This window comes from Afipia sp. Root123D2, assembly GCF_001425835.1.
Classification (GTDB): Bacteria; Pseudomonadota; Alphaproteobacteria; order Rhizobiales; family Xanthobacteraceae; genus Afipia.
The window spans coordinates 129,206-147,635 of the sequence record NZ_LMDP01000001.1 but is presented as its reverse complement, the minus strand read 5'-3'; the positions used below and the strand labels follow the sequence as shown (position 1 = coordinate 147,635).

Genomic DNA, 18,430 nt, shown 5'->3' with positions numbered 1-18,430 from the left:
CACGGAACGCCGGACGCGCGATGCGTCCGCAGCCTCGTGTGCGAAAATGGAAAGCACACGAGAAGTCGTCGCCACGAAGACACCGGACACGTCCGGCGTTCCGCGCGCGGCGCTTTTGCCGGCTTGCTCCACGAACGGGGCCCCCGGCGGCCGACCCATGCGTGTGGGGCCACCGATGGTGGAGGACTGACGAGCCGCCGCGCCGCTCAAGGCGTGCGACGGTTCTGCCTCCTGGCGCAAAGGCGATTGCGCCGGGACCTCGCGGTTTGGGCCGTCATCGCCGCGGCGTCGTCGTCAGTCCCCGTCAGCACACAGGGTTGCCCCCTGCGCGATCGAAGGACATCGAACACCGCGGCGTCGCCACCGCATCCCCCTCGCAGACCGTGACGATCGCGAGCCGCCCCTCTTACTGAGGCGGGATGGATAGGAATATATGCCTAAAAACACAGACTGTCAACACCTAAGGTGTGTAATTCAACAGCCCTTCTTTAGCGACCGTCGCTGCGCCCCTGGGCATAAGGAAGTAGTCGGCACCTTTTTTACCATTAGTTTTGCTTCAGCCATTTCCTCAAGCTTGCTCTCAAAACGGGATTTGTTTCTATCCTTTGTTTTTGAGAAAAGAAAAGAGAAGTCGGCCCTGTCGTTTCTGGTAAGAAGTACCAACACTTCCTTTTCTGCTTTCAAATCATGGCGAGCAATAAAGAGTTCACCATCGCGCTCAAAGATAACCGGGTAATCCTTAATCGATAAGCCATCTACAATTTCTTGAGCTTGTGCCATTGGGTAGCCGCCATAGACGCGCACGACTTCACACAGCATCCAAGTCGCACTTGTCATTACGAAAAGGGAATCCATACTGCTGGCATTAAACCCGCCCAAATGAGCAACATCACGATTATTGCGAAAATCGAGCAATAACCTAGTTAGAGCAACTGTCTTTTGGCGAATATGTTCGTCTGCATTTGGATGGCTCTGCACCGCGTTTAAAATGCGTCTTTTGAGGTTAGCTGAGATATCCGTGCCAAACGGCGTTATGGCTTCTCCTAGCAAATGCTGGAATATTCGAAGCATTACTTCCGCAAACCGGCCACCTTTAAGTTGGCTACATCTCTTGTTCGACGAATCGTTCTCCGGTCGAGGTCAATTGCCAAGCCTTCTTTGAATCCTTCTTCTCGCGCGCCTCCATCAAGTATCCGCGCGCCACGCATTTGTTGACAGCATCATTGATATTCTTCGGAGGCGCTTCTCGCGCTGAACGGAAAATCGCGTCCAGATCCGAAACATTAAACGCCTGAGAACCCTCGTGCTGTTCAAGAAAGTAGCCAAACACCAGGACCTTGAGCGGCTCTGACGTTGCCTTCTTAGTTGTCAGAAACTCGCGAGCCGATTGCTTCTTTATTTTCACAGCAGAAGGCGATGAGGACTGCAGAAGTCCTTCCAAGGCCCTCACTCGCGTTTCAAGGTCAAGCACTCGCGCGGACAAGTCTTGGGTCATTCTCATGCCCTCACGACCGCGCCGCGCGGGCAGACAAATGAAAACGGCGGACCTTTCGGCCCGCCGTTTTGGTTTACTGGGTCCCCGCCTTCGCGGGGACGACATCGTGAGATGCGCTTAGTTATCCAAGAAGCTCCGCAGCTTCCTGCTCCTTGACGGATGCTTCAGCTTGCGCAGCGCCTTCGCCTCGATCTGGCGGATACGTTCGCGGGTCACCGAGAACTGCTGGCCGACTTCTTCCAGCGTGTGGTCGGTGTTCATGCCGATGCCGAAGCGCATGCGCAGCACGCGCTCCTCGCGCGGGGTGAGCGAGGCGAGCACGCGCGTGGTGGTCTCGCGCAGGTTCGACTGGATCGCCGCGTCGATCGGCAGGATCGCGTTCTTGTCCTCGATGAAATCGCCGAGATGCGAGTCTTCCTCGTCGCCCACCGGGGTTTCGAGCGACAGCGGCTCCTTGGCGATCTTGAGAACCTTGCGCACCTTCTCCAGCGGCATGCCGAGCTTTTCGGCCAGTTCTTCCGGGGTCGGCTCGCGGCCGATCTCGTTGAGCATCTGGCGCGAGGTGCGCACGATCTTGTTGATGGTCTCGATCATGTGCACCGGAATACGGATGGTGCGCGCCTGGTCGGCGATCGAGCGGGTGATCGCCTGCCGGATCCACCACGTCGCGTAGGTCGAGAACTTGTAGCCGCGGCGGTATTCGAACTTGTCGACCGCCTTCATCAAGCCGATGTTGCCTTCCTGAATGAGATCGAGGAACTGCAGGCCGCGGTTGGTGTACTTCTTGGCGATCGAAATCACGAGGCGGAGGTTGGCCTCGACCATTTCCTTCTTGGCCTGACGCGCTTCGCGCTCGCCCTTCTGCACGCCGTGGACGATCTTGCGGAATTCGCCGATCTCGAGCCCGGTCAGCGCGGCGAGCTGCTGGATGTCGTGGCGCAGTTCCTTGATGCGGTCCTTCTCCACCGCGACGAAATTCTTCCAGCCCTTGGCGGCCAGTTTCGAGACGCGGTTGAGCCAGCGCGGATCAAGCTCCGAGCCCTGATAGTTGCGCAGGAAGTCTTCGCGGCCGACGCCGTGGCTGTCGCCGAGGCGGAACAGGCGGCCTTCGTAGGACACGAGCTTCTTGTTGATGTCGTAAAGCTGCTCGACCAGTGAATCGATACGCGCCTGATTGAGACGCAGCGACTTCACCTCGACGATGATTTCGTCCTTGAGCTTCTTGTACTTGCGCTCCTGCGACGGCGACAGCGACTCGCTCTGCAGCTGGTTGGCGATGTCCTGCTCCTGCAGGCGGCGCAGCTTCTTGTAGTTGTCGGCGATCTTGTCGAAGGTTTCGACCACCTTCGGCTTCAGCTCGGCCTCGATGGCCGCGAGCGACATCTGGTTCTCGAACTCGTCGTCATCGTCCGACTCGCTCTCGGACGCGGTGTCGGCGTCCTTGGTATCGCCTGCGGCGGGCGCCGGACGGAACGGCGTCGGCGACGGCGGTGCGGCGGGCGGCGCGACATGCGACGGCGCCCCGGACTGCACCGGGATCACCTGCACGGTGCCGTCGCCGTTGACGATGGCGTTGGCCTGCTGACCGTCCGGCCCGGTGGGGCCAGCGATCATTGCCGGATTCATGTTGTTCTTGGCGTCGGGGCCGGCGTAGGTCGCTTCGAGATCGATGATGTCGCGAAGGAAGATCTTTCCTTCGTTGAGTTCGTCACGCCAGATGATGATGGCCTGGAAAGTCAGCGGGCTTTCGCACAGCCCTGCGATCATCGCCTCGCGGCCGGCCTCGATACGCTTGGCGATGGCGATTTCGCCCTCGCGCGACAGCAGCTCGACGGTGCCCATCTCGCGCAGATACATGCGCACCGGATCGTCGGTGCGCTCGCCCGGCTCGGACTTCTTGGTTTCGGTGACGGCCTTCGAGGTGACCTCGACGAGTTCGTTATCGGTCTCGTCGTCGGCCTCTTCCTTGTTTTCTTCCTCTTCATTGTCGGTGTCGTCGGATTCGGACACGTTGATGCCCATGTCCGAGAGCATCGCCATGATGTCCTCGATCTGCTCCGGCGACGTGGTGTCGGACGGCAGAACTTCGTTGAGCTGATCGAAGGTCACGAAGCCGCGCTTCTTGGCCTGCTTGATCATCTTCTTGACGGCGGCATCCGACAGGTCGAGCAACGGCGAAGGTGCGTCCGGTCCATCCTTCTCGGGAGTCTCGACGGCCTTCGAATCCTTGTCCTTCAACTGTACTGCCGTCTTCACCTTGCTGACCATTCATCGCTCCTGAAACGCGCTCACGCCGGAGGCGCCGCCGCCTCCTCGCCTTCAATTGTCCGGATCCGCTGTGATGCGGAAAGGGCGGCGCTCGACGACGCCACCCCGAATCTGTTTGCTACTCTGGCGCTTACCTTGACCTGCGGGCCGTTAAGCGACGATTAACCCTGTTTTTGCGGCTAAATCCTCGTTTTGGCGAGTCTTTTTAACGCGTTGCGCGGCTGGCCCGCGCCATTTTCACTAGTCGGCACCTCGGGACCGGCCTGAGGATTCACCGAATCCCTCGATCAGCGCCTCCAGCCCGTCGACTTCAGCCAACCGGGCTTTGACATCCCTGAGCCATGCGTAATTTGCCTCGCCGGCGTCCTGTCCCAGAGCCAGCTCCGCATCTTTCAATTCCCTAAGTAAGGAGTGCCATTGCCGATGCAAGGCAACGAGCTGGTGCCAGGTGTAAAGAACATCTTCCTGCGCCGCGCCGGGTTCGGCGCCGAGCACATCCTTGGTTGTGATCGACCGCTCAACCCTTTGTAAAATATCGGAAAATCCAGCTTTCTCGAGGTCGGACCGCATCTTCTCGCTTTGCTCATCGCGATCGGCGGCATGGTGATGATCGTTGGCGAAAGCGGCGATGATCGCGGCCCGCAACTTGTGGGCCTCGGGATGCGCCAGTTCCAGCGCCGCCACTTCCTCCAGATGGTCGTCGAGCAGCCAGGGGTGGTTGATCAGCGATTGCAGGATCAGCGCCTCCCGCCGCGACAGCGCGGTGCGCTGACCGCGCATGATCGGCGAACTGGCGAGGTGAGGACTGGCGACCTGATAGGGCTGCCGGTTGATGGTGCGGCTGCCTGTGGATAGCCCGCCGCGCGGGTCGGCCCGCCCGGCGGAACCGGGCTGAAACGAGCCGCGCGCGGGAAAGCGGCGCGCTGATTCGCCGCCGAAGCCGGGTGTACCGCCCCCGCGAAAACCGCCGGACCGATAGCCCTGACCGCCGCCTTCGGGCGCGAAGGCACGGCGCAGCCGCTCCACGAAATCCTGCCGATAATAACGCCGCACGGTTTCGTCGCGGATGCCGTTGGTCAGTTCGCCGACCCGCGCTTCGAGCGCGGCGCGGCGTTCGGGCGTGGCGAAGCTGCCGCCCTCGACCTCGCGCGACCAGATCATCTCCGCGAGCGGCTTGGCGGCGCCGATCACTTCCTCGATCGCGCCACGCCCGCCGGTGCGCGCGAGATCGTCAGGGTCCTGCCCTTCCGGCATCAAAGCAAAGCGCAGGCTCTTGCCCGGCTTGAGATGCGGCATCGCGAGGTCTGCAGCGCGGAAGGCGGCGCGCTGTCCGGCGCTGTCGCCGTCGAAACACAGGATCGGCTCGTCCGCCATCTTCCACAGCAGTTCGAGCTGGTTCTCGGTCAGCGCGGTGCCGAGCGGCGCCACCGCGCCGGAAAAGCCCGACGTCACCAACGCGATGACATCGACATAGCCTTCGGCGACGATCAGCGATGCGCCGTCATGGGTCGCCTGCCGCGCGGCGGCGATGTTGTAGAGATTGTTTCCCTTGTGAAACAGCGGGGTTTCCGGCGAGTTGAGATACTTCGCCGGAACGTCCTTCTCCAGCGCGCGGCCGCCGAACGCGATAACGCGGTTGCGTGCGTCGGTGATGGGAAACATCACGCGATCGCGGAAGCGATCGTAGGGCACCGGAATATCGTCGCCCGCGATCAGCAGCCCGGCCTCGACCATGTCCTCGACCGGGATGCCGAGCTTGCCGAGATGTTCTTTCAGCGCGAAGCGCTCGCCGGGCGCATAACCGATGCGAAACTGCAATTGCGTCGCCGGTTGGATAGTGCGGTCGGCGAGATAGCCCCGCGCCTTGGCGCCGAGACGCGACGCCAGTGTATCGGTGAAGAATTTCGCGGCGAGGTCCATCACGTCGTAGAGCGTCTTGCGGCGCTGCTCGTGGCGCGCCGCGTCGAGGGTTGCCGCCGGCACCGGCATGCCGGCCTGCGACGCGGCGGCCTCCACCGCTTCGACGAAGCCAAGGCCCTCGGTTTCCATGATGAAGTCGAAAATATTGCCGTGCTTGCCGCTGGCGAAGCAGTGATAGAACCCTTTCTGATCGTTCACCGTGAACGACGGGGTCTTTTCCTGCTTGAACGGCGACAGGCCCTTCCACTCCTTGCCGGCACGCCTCAGTTTCACGCGGCGGCCCACGACTTCCGAAACCGGTAGCCGGGCACGTAGCTCTTCGAGAAACTGGGGCGTGAAACGCATGGAATCAGGGTGCCTTTGCAACCGACCATCCATATAGGGTTGCGAGCCGTATCCCCCAATGTCGAGAAGTTGTCCCTGCAATTCACAGGGCTAATGCGGCCGCCCCGTCAAAATCCGGCGCTCCCGCCGGAACAGCGCGACAAGATAGTCCGCCACGACGCGAACACGCGGGACGCGCGCGATATCCCGCCGCAGCAGCAGCCACAATTCGCGGTCCGGCGGTTTTTTCCCCAATCTGACCGGAACGAGATCCGGATTGGACGCCGCGACATAGAGCGGCAATTGCGCCACTCCCAATCCGGCGCGAGCCGCCGCGGCCTGGGATGTCTGGCTGTTGCTGCGAACCGCGAAACGGCTGTCGGAAAATTCCCGCTCCAGCCATGCCGCGTCGGCAATGAAATGACTCTCGGCATCGAAGCCGATCATCACAGGCTGCGCATCCTTCGCGATTGTCTTCGCGACCTGCCGCGAGGCGTAGAAATCGAATGCCACGGTCGCAAGTCTCTGGGTGAGCAGATCGCTGTCCTTGGGTTGGCCGAACCGCAGCGCGATATCGGCCTCCCGCCGCGACAGACTCATGACCCGCGAGTCGGTGACGATTTCCAGATCGATCGATGGATGCTGCTCCCGCAGATCGCCGAGGCGATCGATCACGAATGCATCGGCGAGCGAGCGCCCCATGGTCAGCCGCACCAGCCCGGCCAGCCCGCCGGCCGCTTCGGCCTGATCGGCAACCGCGATCGCGGCATCCTCCATGGCACGTGCGGTCTCCGCGATCTGCCGACCTCTGGCCGTCAAGACATAGCCATCAACGCGGCGGTCGAACAGCGACGCGCGCAGCGCGGCCTCGAGGCTCGTGACCCGGCGCGCAACGGTCGCGTGACTGACCTTGAGTGTCCGCGCCGCCGCCGACAGGCTGCCGTGCCGCACCAGCGCGAGGAAGTAGCGCAGGTCTTCCCAATCGGGCACCTCTGCACGTTTTTGAACAGCCATGGTGTAATTATATACAATTTCGGACAGCCATCCAGTGCGGTAAGGTTGCCCCATCGACTGGCTTATTCAACGAAAGCACCAAAATGTCCGCTGTCCCGAAGTCACTGCTTCAGATCGCCGGCGCGCCGCTCCATCCGAGCGCGCTCGAGAAATCCGCCCTCGTCATCATCGACGCACAGGTCGAATACACCAAGGGCAACCTGCCGCTGGCCGGCGTCGATGCCGCGATCAACGAAACCGCCAAGCTGCTGACGCTCGCCCGCCACGCCGGCGTTCCGGTGTTTCACATCGTCCAGTACGCGCCGGCCGGCCGGCCGCTGTTCGCCGAGGACTCACCGAACGCCGCGATCGTGCCGCAACTCAACCCGCAGGGCGCCGAAGTCGTCGTGCGCAAGAACCTGCCGAACGCGTTCGCCGGCACCGATCTCGACGCGCTGATCAAGAGCACCGGCCGCACCGAGGTCATCCTCGCCGGTTTCATGACCCACATGTGCGTCAGCGCCACCGCGCGCGCCGCGCTCGATCTCAAATATCGCGCCACTGTCGTTACCAATGCCACCGCGACCCGCGATTTGCCCGATCCGCTCGGCGGCACCATTCCGGCCAGCGTCGTTCATCGCGTGGCTTTGACCGAGCTCGCCGACCGCTTCGCCATCGTGGTGAAGGACACCGCGGCGCTGATCCCGGCCAAGGCGACGGCGTGAGGCTGTGATTGAACCTCTCCCCGCAAGCGGGGAGAGGGAGAAACAGCCACACTTTCGTCGTTTCGCCTGAGCATGAAAGACTGCTCCAGCGATTCCCTGCACAGACCCACCTCATCATGACCCTGCAAGACGACCTCGCCCCGCCTCTGCTCGCGCCTGATGAACCGCCGCCGGTGATCGAAGCGAACACCGACAGCACGTCGCCGTTCCTGTTCACCTGCGATCATTACGGCCGTGCGATCCCGCGCGCGCTCGGCGATCTCGGCGTCGCGGCGCAGGATCTGACGCGGCACATCGCCTGGGACATCGGCATCGCCGGTGTCGCGGAACGGCTAGCGGCGGACATGGATGTGCACCTGATCGCGCAACGCTATTCGCGCCTCGTCATCGACTGCAACCGGCCGTTCGCAGCAGCCTCCTCGATCCCGCAGATCAGCGAGGCGACCGAAATTCCCGGCAATGGTGGCTTGAACGCGAACGACGTCGAGGCCCGGCAGCGCGCGATCTTCGCGCCCTATCATGCCCGCATCGCGCAGGTACTCGACGCCCGCAAGGCGCGTCGCCAGCCGACCATTCTTGTCTCCCTGCATTCGTTCACGCCGGTCTACGCCGGGGTGGCGCGGCCGTGGCACATCGGCACGCTCTATCAGCATGACAATCGCCTGCCGCCGCTGCTGCTCGAAAGCCTGCGCGCCGAAGGCGATCTGGTGGTCGGCGACAACGAACCCTATGCGGTGAGCGATACCACCGACTACACCATCCCGGTTCATGCCGAGCGGCGCGGCCTCATCAACTCCGGTATCGAAATCCGTCAGGATCTGATCGCGGATGAATCCGGCCAGCGGCAATGGGCGGCTCGCCTCGCGCGCATCTTCCGCACCATCGAGGAACGGCTGCACGCGTCCAGGCTGCTGACCGCGTGACCTGCGATTACTTCGCGCGGATCAGCGCCAGCCAGACACCGCCGCCGATCATGAAGCCGCCCGACACCCGCGACAGCAGGCGCGCGCGCCGTGCCGACAGCATGGCGCGGGCGCGGCCCGACAGCACCGCATAGACGCCGTCGGTCACCGCCACGATCACCATGAAGGTCGCGCCGAGCAGCACGATCTGCCAGCCGTGATCGCGGTTCATGTCGACGAACTGCGGAATGAACGCGCCAAAGAAGATCAGCACTTTCGGATTGCTCAACAGCACGATCACCCCTTGCAGGAAGAAGCCGCCGCGCGGCGGCTTCGGCGGCGCGTCGGACGCTCCGATCATCGCGGGCTCGCGCACCAGCTTGATACCGAGCCAGATCAGATAGGCTGCACCGGCAAAGCGCACCCAGTCGAACCAGTAGCCCATGGTCGCCATCAGCGAGGTGAGGCCCACCGCGACAACACCGATCACGATCGCAAGGCCGACCTGCGCGCCGAGAATGTTGGTGAAGGCCGCGCGCGTGCCGTGACGCAGGCCGTTGGCGATCACCAGCGTCACGATCGGACCGGGCAGGATCGCCAGCGCGACGCAGGCGGCGACGTAGGCAAGATAGACCTGGAGCGACATTGGCAAGACCTCGATAGCGAAGCGCCATCAAATGCAGACGCGCCGCGCTCGCGCAAGCGATCCCGCGCATCGCTGATGCGTGATTTCAGTACCGCTTGACATGCAACCTTTTGGTTGCCTATTATCTCGACCATGGATGAGGTCTTCAAGGCGCTGGCCGATGGGTCGCGACGCGCGCTGCTGGACCGGCTTCGCGCCCGCAACGGCCAGAGCCTGAACGAACTCTGCGACGGCCTCGCCATGACGCGGCAGGCCGTGACCAAGCACCTCGCTATCCTTGAAGCGGCCAATCTGGTGACGTCGATCAGGCACGGCCGCGAGAAGCTGCACTATCTCAACCCGGTGCCGATCCACGAAATCGGCGAACGGTGGATCAAAAAATTCGAGCGCGGCAAGCTCGGCGAGTTGAAACGGCGACTGGAGACGCGTGATGAGTAAACCCGAATTCGTCTACACCACCTTCATCAAGACCACGCCGGAGAAACTCTGGCATGCCCTGACAGACACCGAATTCACGCGCTCCTACTGGTTCGGTTGCAGCCTGTCGTCGGACTGGAAGGTCGGCTCCCGCATGCACATGGACAGGGACGGCAAGGTGGTCAACGAGTGCGTCGTCCTCGAATCCGATCCGCCGCGCAGATTGTCCTATAGCTGGCACTCCATCTTCGACGACGAGATGAAGAAGGAGCGCCCCTCGCGCGTGACATTCGTGCTCGAACCGAACGGCAGCGCCGTCAAGCTTACCGTCACGCACGAAGATTTCGCCGAAGGCAGCAAGGTCCTGCCCAGCATTTCCGGCGGATGGCCGCTGGTCCTGTCCAGTCTCAAGAGCATTCTCGAAACCGGCCAGCCGCTGGATTTCGAAATGGCCAAAGAATAGAGGTCATCATGGACATCAGCCAATTCAAACCGACGATCGTCTACGTCACCTACATCGCATCGACACCTGAGAAGGTGTGGCAGGCGCTGACCTCGGCGGAATTCAGCAAACAGTATTTCTCGGGCTTCGGCGTCGAGATCGAACCCAAGATCGGCGGCCGTTTCGTGGTGCGCGCGCCGGATAACTCCGAGCACATCACCGGCGAGGTGATGGCGTGGGATCCGCCGCGCAAACTCACCGTGACGTGGGACGTCAACTGGCCCGGCCTGATCGAGGCGCTCGGCTCGACGCTCGTGACTTACGACATCGAACAGGCCGGCGACGCGGTGCGGCTCACGCTCACGCAGGCCAACGATCGCGACCTGAGCGACGACATCTTGTCCGGCGGCCGCAGCGGCTGGCCGGCGATCCTCTCCGGCCTCAAGAGCCTGCTCGAAACCGGCACCGCGCTGACCATCAAGATGGAGCCGCCGATGAAGATGCTGGAAGCGCTGAAAAAGATGGGAATCAAGATTCCGGGCGGTTAGCTGCGACAAGCGCAGGACGACTCCTTCTCCCCGTCCTTAAGGGGAGAAGGTCAAGCATGCTCGCACTCTGAATGGTCATACGCGGGCTTGACCCGCGTATCCATCTCTTCAAAACGTGGATGGCCGGGTCGACGAGCCCGGCCATGACAATTTTCAGTATGCCGCCTACCCCAGCGTGCGCAATTCCCGCCGCAGCACCTTGCCGGTCGCGGTCATCGGCAACGTCTCGGTGAACTGGACGTGGCGCGGATATTCGTGCGCGGCGAGTTGCACCTTGACGTAATCCTGAATTTCCTTCGCCAGCGCGTCGCTTCCGGTGAAGCCCGGCCGCAGCACGATCCACGCCTTTACGGCTTCGGTGCGGATCGGGTCGGGGATGCCGACCACCGCGGCCATCGCCACCGCGGGATGCTTCAGCAGCGTGTGCTCGATCTCCGACGGGCCGATACGATAACCGGCGCTGGTGATCACGTCATCCTCGCGGCTGACGTACCAGAAATAGCCGTCCTCATCCTGCATCCCGAGATCGCCGGTCAGCAGGAAGCCATTCGCGTATTTCTTCGCCGTCGCGTCCGGGTTCTTCCAGTATTCGAGCATCATGCATGGGTTGGGCGCGCGGACGCCGACGATGCCGGTCTGGCCGCGCGGCAGTTCCTCGCCCTGCTCGCTGACGATGCGGACGTCGAAGCCCGGCGTCGCCTTGCCCATCGAACCGGGACGGATCGGAAACAGGTTCGAGTTGTTGCCGACCGAGAGATTGCATTCGGTCTGACCGTAAATTTCGTGGGCGCTGACGCCGAAGGTGGCGCGCACCCAATCCAGCAGTTCGGGGCCGAGCGACTCGCCGCCGGTGAAGATGCTGCGCAGCCTGACGCCGTCATGCTTCACATTGGCCTGCCGCATCAGCTTCAGCGCCGTCGGCGGCAGGAACACGTTGCGGATTTTCTGATCGGCCATCAGTTGCATCGCGGCCTGCGGATCGAACTTCTTGGCCCGATAGCCGACAATCGGAACGCCGTGATACCACGCCGGGAACAGCGCATCGAACAGGCCGCCGATCCACGCCCAGTCCGCCGGGGTCCAGAATACGTCGCCGGGCTTGGGGAAGAAATCGTGCGCCATCTCGATGTTCGGCAAATGGCCGAGCAAGACACGGTGGGCGTGCAGCGCGCCTTTCGGATTTCCCGTCGTGCCCGAGGTGTAGATGATGATCGCAGGATCGTCGGCCGCGGTGTCGACATTGGTGAAGCGGTCGGAAGCGTCTTCAATGGCCTCCCAGAACGATTTCGCTCCGGCGTGGATCGCGCCGTTGGTGACGTAGATGTCCTGCAGATGAGGCAGGCGATCGCGGATCTTCGACAGCTTGTGCCAGCCGCCCTCATCGGTGATCACCGCCTTGGCGTTGCTGTTCGAGAGCCGAAACTCAAGCGCGTCCTCGCCGAACAGCGTGAACAGCGGCACCGACACCAGCCCTGAGCGGAACGCGGCAAGATGCGCCACCGGCAGTTCGATCGACTGCGACAGGAACACCGCGACGCGATCGCCGCGCTGCAGGCCGTCCGATTTCAGCACGTTGGCGAAACGGCTCGACCAGTCGCGCATGTCGTCGAACGACAATTGCTTCGCCTGGCCGCTCTCGTCGACATCGATCAGCGCCAGCTTGCCCGAACCGTCGGCGTGGCGGTCGCAGCAGTCCTCGGCGATGTTGAACCGCGCCGGAACGTCCCATCGGAAATTGCGATAGAGGTCGTCGTAATTGTCGGTTTCAGTGAGCATGTTCGTGCCTCGAATTAATCCGCGTCGCCGCCAAGCACTCGATGTCGTCCCCGCGAAGGCGGGGACCCATATTCACTACGACCGGCTATGCGAACAAGCTCACTCTATTGCGCCAGACATGAGGTCGAAGACTCTGAGTCCCGGCCTTCGCCGGGACGACGAAAAGCACCTCAGCCCGTCAGCGCGGCCTTCACCAGACCGCTGGCTTTGCCGAAATCCATCTGGCCGGCGTACTTCGCCTTGAGCGCGCCGATCACCTTGCCCATGTCCTTCATTCCGGCGGCGCCGGTGTCGGTGATGGTCGCGGCGATGGCAGCCTTGATCTCGTCGTCGGACATCTGCTTCGGCAGGTAAGCGGTGATGACCGCGATCTCCTCGCGCTCCTGCGCGGCGAGTTCGGCGCGGCCGCCCTTGTCATACAGTTCGACCGATTCCTGGCGCTGCTTGATCATCTTCTGCAGCAGGCCGAGAATATCGTCGTCCGACAGCGGCGGCTTGCCCTGCCCGCGCGCCTCGATGTCGGCATTCTTGATCGACGAATTGACCATGCGCAGCGTCGAGAGCTTGCGCTCCGCCTTCGCCTTCATCGCGTCCTTGACGGCGTTGTTGATATCGTCGCGCAGCATCGGTGTCTCCTTCACGGCGCGGGCGCGCCACATCTCGAATGTTAGCCCGTGATGTAGGGCGTTTTGCCCGTCCATACAACAAATTGTGCGGCTACATCGCGAGCCAGTCCAGTAGCGCTGTGGTCGTCGCACCTGTTTTCTCAAGCAGGGAGAGGTGTCCGCACTCAGGCACGGTCACAAGCGTCGCACCCGCGATACCGCTCGCGATCTCGGCCGACAGCAAGTTTGGAACGCTGTTGTCATTATCACCGGTCAAGACCAACGTCGGGCACTTGATCGCAGCGAGTGTCGGCCTCGCATCCGGCCGCGACATGATCGCTTCGACCTGCCGGACGAACGCATCCGGGCCGACATCGTCGGCCATGGCAAGCACAATTGACTTCAGCGCCACGTCTCTTGCTCGCGACGGATGCACCGCACTTGGAAACATCCGCTCGACTACCGCGCGATAGCCGCCCTGTTTTACCTCAGCAATCCAGCCGCGGCACAGCGCGTTGAATTCCGGCGTCGACGGCCGCGCATAGGTATTCAGCAACGCCAGCCGCGTAATGCGCTCCGGTGCCTGCCGATAAATCTCCAACGCCACGGCGCCGCCCATCGAATGACCGGCGAGCGCGAAGCGCAGCGGCGTTTCCGCAAGAATCCGCCGCGCTATCGCCGCCATCGTGGCGTCACGCGCGGGATTGGCAAGAACCACCGGACCATGACGCCACAGCACCGGAACCTGCGGTGCATAAATGCGTGGCGAACAGGCGAGACCGGGAATGAGCACAACAGGATAATCGTCGGACATCCGGATTCGTGCCTAGCTACATCATCAGCCAGTCGCGCAGCGCGGCCGTCATCGCCTCGGGCTTTTCGAGTTGCGGCAGATGCCCGCAATCCGGGATCACCACCAGCTTCGCACCCGGGATCCCCTCCGCCAGTTCGTCGGAGAACTTGTTCGGCACCATGTTGTCGGTGTCGCTGGTCAGCACCAGCGTCGGGCATGTGATCGTCGGCAGCAGCGGCCGGAAATCCGCCCGGCTCATGATCGCTTCGAGCTGGTCGACAAACCGATCCGGGCCGACATCGTCGGCCATGTCCATGACGATCTGTTTCAGCGCGGCGTCGCCGGTCCGCTTCGGATGCACGAAATTTGCGAACAACCGCTCCATCACCGCGCGGTAGCCGCCCGCTTTCACTTCGGCGATCCAGCCGCGCCGACGCTCGCTCTGCTCCGGCGTTTCCGGTCGCGACGAGGTCGACAGCAACCCGAGCCGCGCCACCCGTTCCGGCGCCTGCCGGTAGATTTCGAGCGCGACGTAGCCACCCATCGAATGACCGGCGACAGCGAAGCGCGGCGGCGCCTCGTCGAGAATCCGTTTGGCGACGCCGGACATCGTGGCGTCGCGAATGTGGTTAGCGAGGATCACCTCGCCGCTGCGCCACAGCGCCGGAATCTGCGGCGCGTAGATGCGCGGCGAACAGGCGAGGCCGGGCACGAGGATGATGGGAAGAGATGAGGACATTCGGACTCCTGAATTCGATGTCATGCCCGGCCTTGTGCCGGGCATCTCGCTTAGGGACGCACAGAGCCCGCCTAAGCGGGATGGCCGGGACAAGCCCGGCCATGACAACTTATGAGTTCACGCCACGCCGCGCTTGCGGCCTTCCCAATAGGGCGCGCGCAGCGCCTTGCGGTCGAGCTTGCCGAGACCGGTCACCGGAATGGCGTCGAGGAAATCGATGGTCTTGGGCGACCACGGCGCGCCGCGCTTGTCCTTCACATGGGCCTGCAACTCGGCGGCACCGGTGTTCGCGCCGGGCTTCAGCACCACGAATCCCTTCACCGCCTCGCCCCATTTGTCGTCGGGAATCCCGATCACCGCCGCCGACGCCACCGAGGGATGCGACATCAGCGCATCCTCGACCTCGCGCGGATAGATATTGAAGCCGCCGGAGATGATCATGTCCTTGGTGCGATCGACGATATAGAAAAATCCCTCGGCGTCCTTCACCGCGACGTCGCCGGTGTGCAGCCAGCCGCCTTTCAGCGTTTCGGCGTTGGCGTCCGGCCGCTTCCAGTAACCGTCCATCACCAGCGGGCCGCGCACGCAGATCTCCCCCGGCTCGCCGATGCCGACTTCCTTCATGTCCATGTCGAACAGCTTCACATCGACCATCGGGCTCGCTCGCCCGCAGGAGCCCAGCCGCTCCGGCCGGTTCTCGTCATGGTCGATCTTGCGCATCGACGTGATGCATTGCGGCGCTTCGGTCTGGCCGTAAAGCTGCACGAACACCTTGCCGAAGATCTTCATGCCTTCGAGCAAGCGATCCGGCGACATCGGCGCCGCGCCGTAGACGATCATCTGCAGCGACGACAGGTCGTGGCGCTTGCGCAGGTCGACATTGTCGATCAGCGCGTAGATCAGCGTCGGCACCAGGAACGTCGCATTGATCTTCTGTTCGGCGACGGTGCGCGCGTAGACCTCCGGATCGAAGCCCTGCACCAGTTGCATCAAGCCGCCGCGCATCATCACCGGAAACAGCGTGACGCCGGCGGCGTGGCTGATCGGCGTCGCGGCGAGGAAGCGGATGTCCTGCGGCCAGTCCCAGTCGGAGAACAGGATCAGCGTCATGGTGACAAGCGCGCGGTGCGACAACATCACGCCCTTGGAGCGGCCGGTGGTGCCGCCGGTATAGGCAAGGAACGCGATCTCGTGCGCTTCGCTCTCGTCGACGAGCGGCGCAGGCGCGGCCCCGGCGAGATCGGGCATCACATCGCGGACCCCGTCCATCGGCCCGATCGAGTAGAGATTCTTGAGCGACGGCACCCGCCCCTTGATGGCGAGCCCGCGCGGGCCGAATTTCGCGCCCTCGACGATCAGCAGATCGATCTCGGCATCCTCGATGATGAAAGCATGATCGTCCTCCGCCGCCATCGGATGCAGCGGCGTGTAGCGCACGCCCATCACCAGCGCGGCGCAGATCGCGGCCCACGCTTCGGCGCGGTTGCTGGCCAGAATCGACAGCGCGCTGCCTATCTTCAGGCCCAGCGAGCGAAACAGGGTGATGAACCGCCCCACCGTGTCGCCGAATTCCCGATAGCTCCATTGCACCTTGCCATCGGCGATGGCGGGCTGCTCCCCGAACCGCGCGATCGCGTTGACGACGAGACTGCCGATCGTTCCGCCGGAATGGAGCGCGCGGGTATCCGGCACGCCGTGGATTGAACTCATGGATGGTGTCTCCTGCCCGATGCGGCTCTTGAGGTGGCCGCTGCGGTCAGATTAGGGGGCTGGCGGGGGCTGTCAAACCAGCCATGAAATATGTGCAAACCGCGTGGAAATCGGGACTCTCTTCCTTTGACGCGCCGCAGCGCAGGGGTTATGTCATGCGCTTATGACAACAACCGACAATTCCTCAGCCTGGCCGGACCTCAAGCCGACCGCGCTGCTCGTGCTTGCCGACGGCACCGTGCTGGAGGGCTTCGGCCTTGGCGCGGAAGGCCACGCCGTCGGTGAAGTCTGTTTCAACACCGCAATGACCGGTTATGAGGAAATCCTCACCGATCCGTCCTATGCCGGGCAGCTGATTACCTTCACCTTCCCGCATATCGGCAACGTCGGCACCAACGACGAGGACATCGAAACGGTCAACATGGCGGCGACGCCGGGCGCGCGCGGGGTGATCCTGCGCGCAGGCATCACCGACCCGTCGAATTACCGTTCCGCCCGACATCTCGACCAGTGGCTGAAGGCACGCGGCATCATCGGCCTGTCGGGCATCGACACCCGCGCCCTCACCGCGCTCATTCGCAGCAAGGGCATGCCCAACGCTGTCATCGCCCACGCCCGCGACGGCAAATTCGATCTTCATGCGTTGAAGGAAGAAGCCCGCGAGTGGCCCGGCCTCGAGGGCATGGACCTCGTGCCGATGGTGACCAGCGCCCAGCGCTACACCTGGGACGAGACGCCGTGGGAATGGGACAAGGGCTTCGGAAAGCTCGACAAGCCGGAATTCAACGTCGTCGCCATCGACTACGGCATCAAGCGCAACATCCTGCGGCTGCTCGCCGGCGAAGGCTGCAAGGTCACCGTCGTCACCGCGACCACATCGGCGGAAGACATCCTCGCGATGAAGCCGGACGGCGTGTTCCTGTCCAACGGCCCCGGCGATCCGGCGGAAACCGGCAAATACGCTGTGCCCGTCATCAAGAAGCTGATCGACTCCGGTACGCCGACCTTCGGGATTTGTCTGGGTCACCAGATGCTCGGCCTCGCCCTCGGCGGCAAGACCGTGAAGATGCATCAGGGCCATCACGGCGCCAATCATCCGGTGAAAGACCTCACCACCGGAAAGGTCGAGATCACCTCGATGAACCACGGCTTCGCGGTGGACAAGACGACGCTGCCGAAGAACGTGACGCAGACCCACATCTCGCTGTTCGACGAGAGCAATTGCGGTATCGCGTTGCAGGACAGACCGGTGTTCTCGGTTCAGTATCACCCGGAAGCATCCCCCGGTCCGCGCGACTCGCACTATCTGTTCACCCGTTTCGCCGACCTGATGCGCGAGAAGAAGAGCGCGTAGACCTTCTTTTTCTTCCCCTCTCCCCCATAGCTTGTCGAAGACGAGCGTAAACGCTGTTATGTGGGGGAGGGAAACGATGCCTCACGACATTCATCGAACTCGAACGGGTTTCGACTTGCCCGCAGCAACCCCAACCCAGTTCGGAGTCATTCCGCTCGACGTCATGGCGTCGATGAGCGGGCTCGATTTCGTGCGCGCGATCTTCTCCGGCGAATTGCCGGAACCGCCGATCATGCAGACCGTCGGCCCGTTCGACTGCACCGCCGAGCCGGGCGCGGTGGTCATCAACAGCATCCCGGGGATTCAGCACTACAACCCGATCGGCTCGGTCCATGGCGGCTACGCGGCGATCCTGCTGGATTCGGCGATGGGCCTCGCCGTGCAGACCATGCTGCCGGCGGGATCGGGCTACACCACGCTGGAATTCAAGATCAGCTTCGTCAAGGCGATCACCAAGGACACCGGACAGATCCGCACCGAGGGCCGCGTCTTCCATGTCGGCCGCCGCGCAGGGACCGCGGAAGCGCGGATCATCGACAGCTCCGGCCGCCTGCTGGCCCACGCGACGACCACGTGTCTCGTGTTCGAGATTCCGGCGGCGAAGACGTAGGCGCGGAAGCCCACACCCAGCAACGCATTCGATGTCATCACCGGGCATAGCCGTTCGAAGAACGGCGTCGCTTCCACTCGCCTATGTCCCCGTGATCCCGCTCAGGGACGCACCGTGCCTATGAATCGGGATGGCCGGGACAAGCCCGGCCGTAACCATCGAC

18 protein-coding genes are annotated in these 18,430 nt (G+C 62.9%); 7 read left to right on the top strand and 11 right to left on the bottom strand.

Translation table 11 applies throughout. The features are described from left to right. Nucleotides 1–474: 474 nt before the first annotated feature. The 5 genes from ASC80_RS00685 to ASC80_RS00665 all read right to left on the bottom strand — a co-directional run bounded on the left by ASC80_RS00685 (nucleotide 475) and on the right by ASC80_RS00665 (nucleotide 7,021). The gene (locus ASC80_RS00685; protein WP_056291879.1) at nucleotides 475–1,071 is read right to left on the bottom strand and encodes a hypothetical protein; all 597 of its coding nucleotides are present in this window, start codon (nucleotides 1,069–1,071) and stop codon (nucleotides 475–477) included. Between the two features lie 31 nt (nucleotides 1,072–1,102). Further along, the gene (locus ASC80_RS00680) at nucleotides 1,103–1,495 is read right to left on the bottom strand and encodes a hypothetical protein (RefSeq protein WP_156464202.1); all 393 of its coding nucleotides are present in this window, start codon (nucleotides 1,493–1,495) and stop codon (nucleotides 1,103–1,105) included. A gap of 117 nt (nucleotides 1,496–1,612) precedes the next feature. Further along, nucleotides 1,613–3,763, bottom strand: coding sequence for an RNA polymerase sigma factor RpoD (gene rpoD / locus ASC80_RS00675; protein ID WP_056291875.1), 2,151 nt, complete (start codon nucleotides 3,761–3,763; stop codon nucleotides 1,613–1,615). 240 nt (nucleotides 3,764–4,003) lie between these two features. Continuing rightward, nucleotides 4,004–6,028 carry a DNA primase gene (gene dnaG / locus ASC80_RS00670; protein ID WP_056291872.1) on the bottom strand — a complete coding sequence of 675 codons (2,025 nt, stop codon included), beginning with the start codon at nucleotides 6,026–6,028 and terminating at the stop codon, nucleotides 4,004–4,006. 90 nt (nucleotides 6,029–6,118) lie between these two features. After that, nucleotides 6,119–7,021, bottom strand: coding sequence for a LysR family transcriptional regulator (locus tag ASC80_RS00665; protein WP_056291869.1), 903 nt, complete (start codon nucleotides 7,019–7,021; stop codon nucleotides 6,119–6,121). 83 nt (nucleotides 7,022–7,104) lie between these two features. On the opposite strand from ASC80_RS00665, the gene ASC80_RS00660 reads away from it, so the two are divergent. Together ASC80_RS00660 and ASC80_RS00655 are read left to right on the top strand one after the other, a co-directional pair. Beyond that, nucleotides 7,105–7,725: a cysteine hydrolase family protein gene (locus ASC80_RS00660; RefSeq protein WP_056291867.1), complete on the top strand. Its 621-nt coding sequence runs from the start codon at nucleotides 7,105–7,107 to the stop codon at nucleotides 7,723–7,725. Nucleotides 7,726–7,841: 116 nt separating this feature from the next. Continuing rightward, nucleotides 7,842–8,648 (top strand): N-formylglutamate amidohydrolase, encoded by an 807-nt coding sequence (locus ASC80_RS00655; protein ID WP_056291864.1) that lies wholly within the window; start codon nucleotides 7,842–7,844, stop codon nucleotides 8,646–8,648. A gap of 7 nt (nucleotides 8,649–8,655) precedes the next feature. On the opposite strand, the gene ASC80_RS00650 is transcribed toward ASC80_RS00655, so the two are convergent. After that, nucleotides 8,656–9,273: a LysE family translocator gene (locus tag ASC80_RS00650; protein ID WP_056291863.1), complete on the bottom strand. Its 618-nt coding sequence runs from the start codon at nucleotides 9,271–9,273 to the stop codon at nucleotides 8,656–8,658. A gap of 132 nt (nucleotides 9,274–9,405) precedes the next feature. Here ASC80_RS00650 and ASC80_RS00645 point away from each other — a divergent pair, with 132 nt between their 5' ends. From ASC80_RS00645 to ASC80_RS00635, 3 genes are read left to right on the top strand one after another with little or no spacing between them, the layout of a single operon-like run. Next, complete coding sequence (locus tag ASC80_RS00645; protein ID WP_056291862.1) at nucleotides 9,406–9,711, top strand: ArsR/SmtB family transcription factor; 306 nt, start codon at nucleotides 9,406–9,408, stop codon at nucleotides 9,709–9,711. After that, nucleotides 9,704–10,153: an SRPBCC family protein gene (locus ASC80_RS00640; RefSeq protein ID WP_056291861.1), complete on the top strand. Its 450-nt coding sequence runs from the start codon at nucleotides 9,704–9,706 to the stop codon at nucleotides 10,151–10,153. Before ASC80_RS00645 ends, ASC80_RS00640 begins: the two co-directional genes overlap by 8 nt. An 8-nt stretch (nucleotides 10,154–10,161) precedes the next feature. Next, nucleotides 10,162–10,680, top strand: a complete 519-nt coding sequence (locus ASC80_RS00635) for an SRPBCC family protein (RefSeq protein ID WP_056291860.1) — start codon at nucleotides 10,162–10,164, stop codon at nucleotides 10,678–10,680. A gap of 165 nt (nucleotides 10,681–10,845) precedes the next feature. Here ASC80_RS00635 and ASC80_RS00630 read toward each other — a convergent pair whose 3' ends face one another. The 5 genes from ASC80_RS00630 to ASC80_RS00610 form a co-directional block, all read right to left on the bottom strand. Continuing rightward, nucleotides 10,846–12,456, bottom strand: a complete 1,611-nt coding sequence (locus ASC80_RS00630) for an acyl-CoA synthetase (protein ID WP_056291859.1) — start codon at nucleotides 12,454–12,456, stop codon at nucleotides 10,846–10,848. 170 nt (nucleotides 12,457–12,626) lie between these two features. Continuing rightward, nucleotides 12,627–13,082: a GatB/YqeY domain-containing protein gene (locus tag ASC80_RS00625; protein WP_056295385.1), complete on the bottom strand. Its 456-nt coding sequence runs from the start codon at nucleotides 13,080–13,082 to the stop codon at nucleotides 12,627–12,629. Between the two features lie 91 nt (nucleotides 13,083–13,173). Further along, nucleotides 13,174–13,875 carry an alpha/beta fold hydrolase gene (locus tag ASC80_RS00620; RefSeq protein WP_056291857.1) on the bottom strand — a complete coding sequence of 234 codons (702 nt, stop codon included), beginning with the start codon at nucleotides 13,873–13,875 and terminating at the stop codon, nucleotides 13,174–13,176. Between the two features lie 16 nt (nucleotides 13,876–13,891). Further along, nucleotides 13,892–14,593 carry an alpha/beta fold hydrolase gene (locus ASC80_RS00615; protein ID WP_056291856.1) on the bottom strand — a complete coding sequence of 234 codons (702 nt, stop codon included), beginning with the start codon at nucleotides 14,591–14,593 and terminating at the stop codon, nucleotides 13,892–13,894. A 117-nt stretch (nucleotides 14,594–14,710) separates the two neighbouring features. Further along, on the bottom strand, nucleotides 14,711–16,303 hold the full coding sequence (locus ASC80_RS00610; RefSeq protein ID WP_056291853.1) for an AMP-binding protein: 1,593 nt from the start codon (nucleotides 16,301–16,303) through the stop codon (nucleotides 14,711–14,713). 163 nt (nucleotides 16,304–16,466) lie between these two features. Here ASC80_RS00610 and carA point away from each other — a divergent pair, with 163 nt between their 5' ends. After that, nucleotides 16,467–17,657: a glutamine-hydrolyzing carbamoyl-phosphate synthase small subunit gene (gene carA / locus ASC80_RS00605; protein WP_056291851.1), complete on the top strand. Its 1,191-nt coding sequence runs from the start codon at nucleotides 16,467–16,469 to the stop codon at nucleotides 17,655–17,657. A gap of 163 nt (nucleotides 17,658–17,820) precedes the next feature. Continuing rightward, nucleotides 17,821–18,267, top strand: coding sequence for a PaaI family thioesterase (locus ASC80_RS00600; protein ID WP_056291849.1), 447 nt, complete (start codon nucleotides 17,821–17,823; stop codon nucleotides 18,265–18,267). The last annotated feature ends 163 nt before the right edge of the window (nucleotides 18,268–18,430 follow it).

Bases quoted from the DNA above. Each gene is read 5' to 3' on its own strand.
- ASC80_RS00685 (WP_056291879.1), bottom strand. From the start codon at position 1,071: ATGCTTCGAATATTCCAGCATTTGCTAGGAGAAGCCATAACGCCGTTT.
- ASC80_RS00680 (WP_156464202.1), bottom strand. From the start codon at position 1,495: ATGACCCAAGACTTGTCCGCGCGAGTGCTTGACCTTGAAACGCGAGTG.
- rpoD (WP_056291875.1), bottom strand. From the start codon at position 3,763: ATGGTCAGCAAGGTGAAGACGGCAGTACAGTTGAAGGACAAGGATTCG.
- dnaG (WP_056291872.1), bottom strand. From the start codon at position 6,028: ATGCGTTTCACGCCCCAGTTTCTCGAAGAGCTACGTGCCCGGCTACCG.
- ASC80_RS00665 (WP_056291869.1), bottom strand. From the start codon at position 7,021: ATGGCTGTTCAAAAACGTGCAGAGGTGCCCGATTGGGAAGACCTGCGC.
- ASC80_RS00660 (WP_056291867.1), top strand. From the start codon at position 7,105: ATGTCCGCTGTCCCGAAGTCACTGCTTCAGATCGCCGGCGCGCCGCTC.
- ASC80_RS00655 (WP_056291864.1), top strand. From the start codon at position 7,842: ATGACCCTGCAAGACGACCTCGCCCCGCCTCTGCTCGCGCCTGATGAA.
- ASC80_RS00650 (WP_056291863.1), bottom strand. From the start codon at position 9,273: ATGTCGCTCCAGGTCTATCTTGCCTACGTCGCCGCCTGCGTCGCGCTG.
- ASC80_RS00645 (WP_056291862.1), top strand. From the start codon at position 9,406: ATGGATGAGGTCTTCAAGGCGCTGGCCGATGGGTCGCGACGCGCGCTG.
- ASC80_RS00640 (WP_056291861.1), top strand. From the start codon at position 9,704: ATGAGTAAACCCGAATTCGTCTACACCACCTTCATCAAGACCACGCCG.
- ASC80_RS00635 (WP_056291860.1), top strand. From the start codon at position 10,162: ATGGACATCAGCCAATTCAAACCGACGATCGTCTACGTCACCTACATC.
- ASC80_RS00630 (WP_056291859.1), bottom strand. From the start codon at position 12,456: ATGCTCACTGAAACCGACAATTACGACGACCTCTATCGCAATTTCCGA.
- ASC80_RS00625 (WP_056295385.1), bottom strand. From the start codon at position 13,082: ATGCTGCGCGACGATATCAACAACGCCGTCAAGGACGCGATGAAGGCG.
- ASC80_RS00620 (WP_056291857.1), bottom strand. From the start codon at position 13,875: ATGTCCGACGATTATCCTGTTGTGCTCATTCCCGGTCTCGCCTGTTCG.
- ASC80_RS00615 (WP_056291856.1), bottom strand. From the start codon at position 14,593: ATGTCCTCATCTCTTCCCATCATCCTCGTGCCCGGCCTCGCCTGTTCG.
- ASC80_RS00610 (WP_056291853.1), bottom strand. From the start codon at position 16,303: ATGAGTTCAATCCACGGCGTGCCGGATACCCGCGCGCTCCATTCCGGC.
- carA (WP_056291851.1), top strand. From the start codon at position 16,467: ATGACAACAACCGACAATTCCTCAGCCTGGCCGGACCTCAAGCCGACC.
- ASC80_RS00600 (WP_056291849.1), top strand. From the start codon at position 17,821: ATGGCGTCGATGAGCGGGCTCGATTTCGTGCGCGCGATCTTCTCCGGC.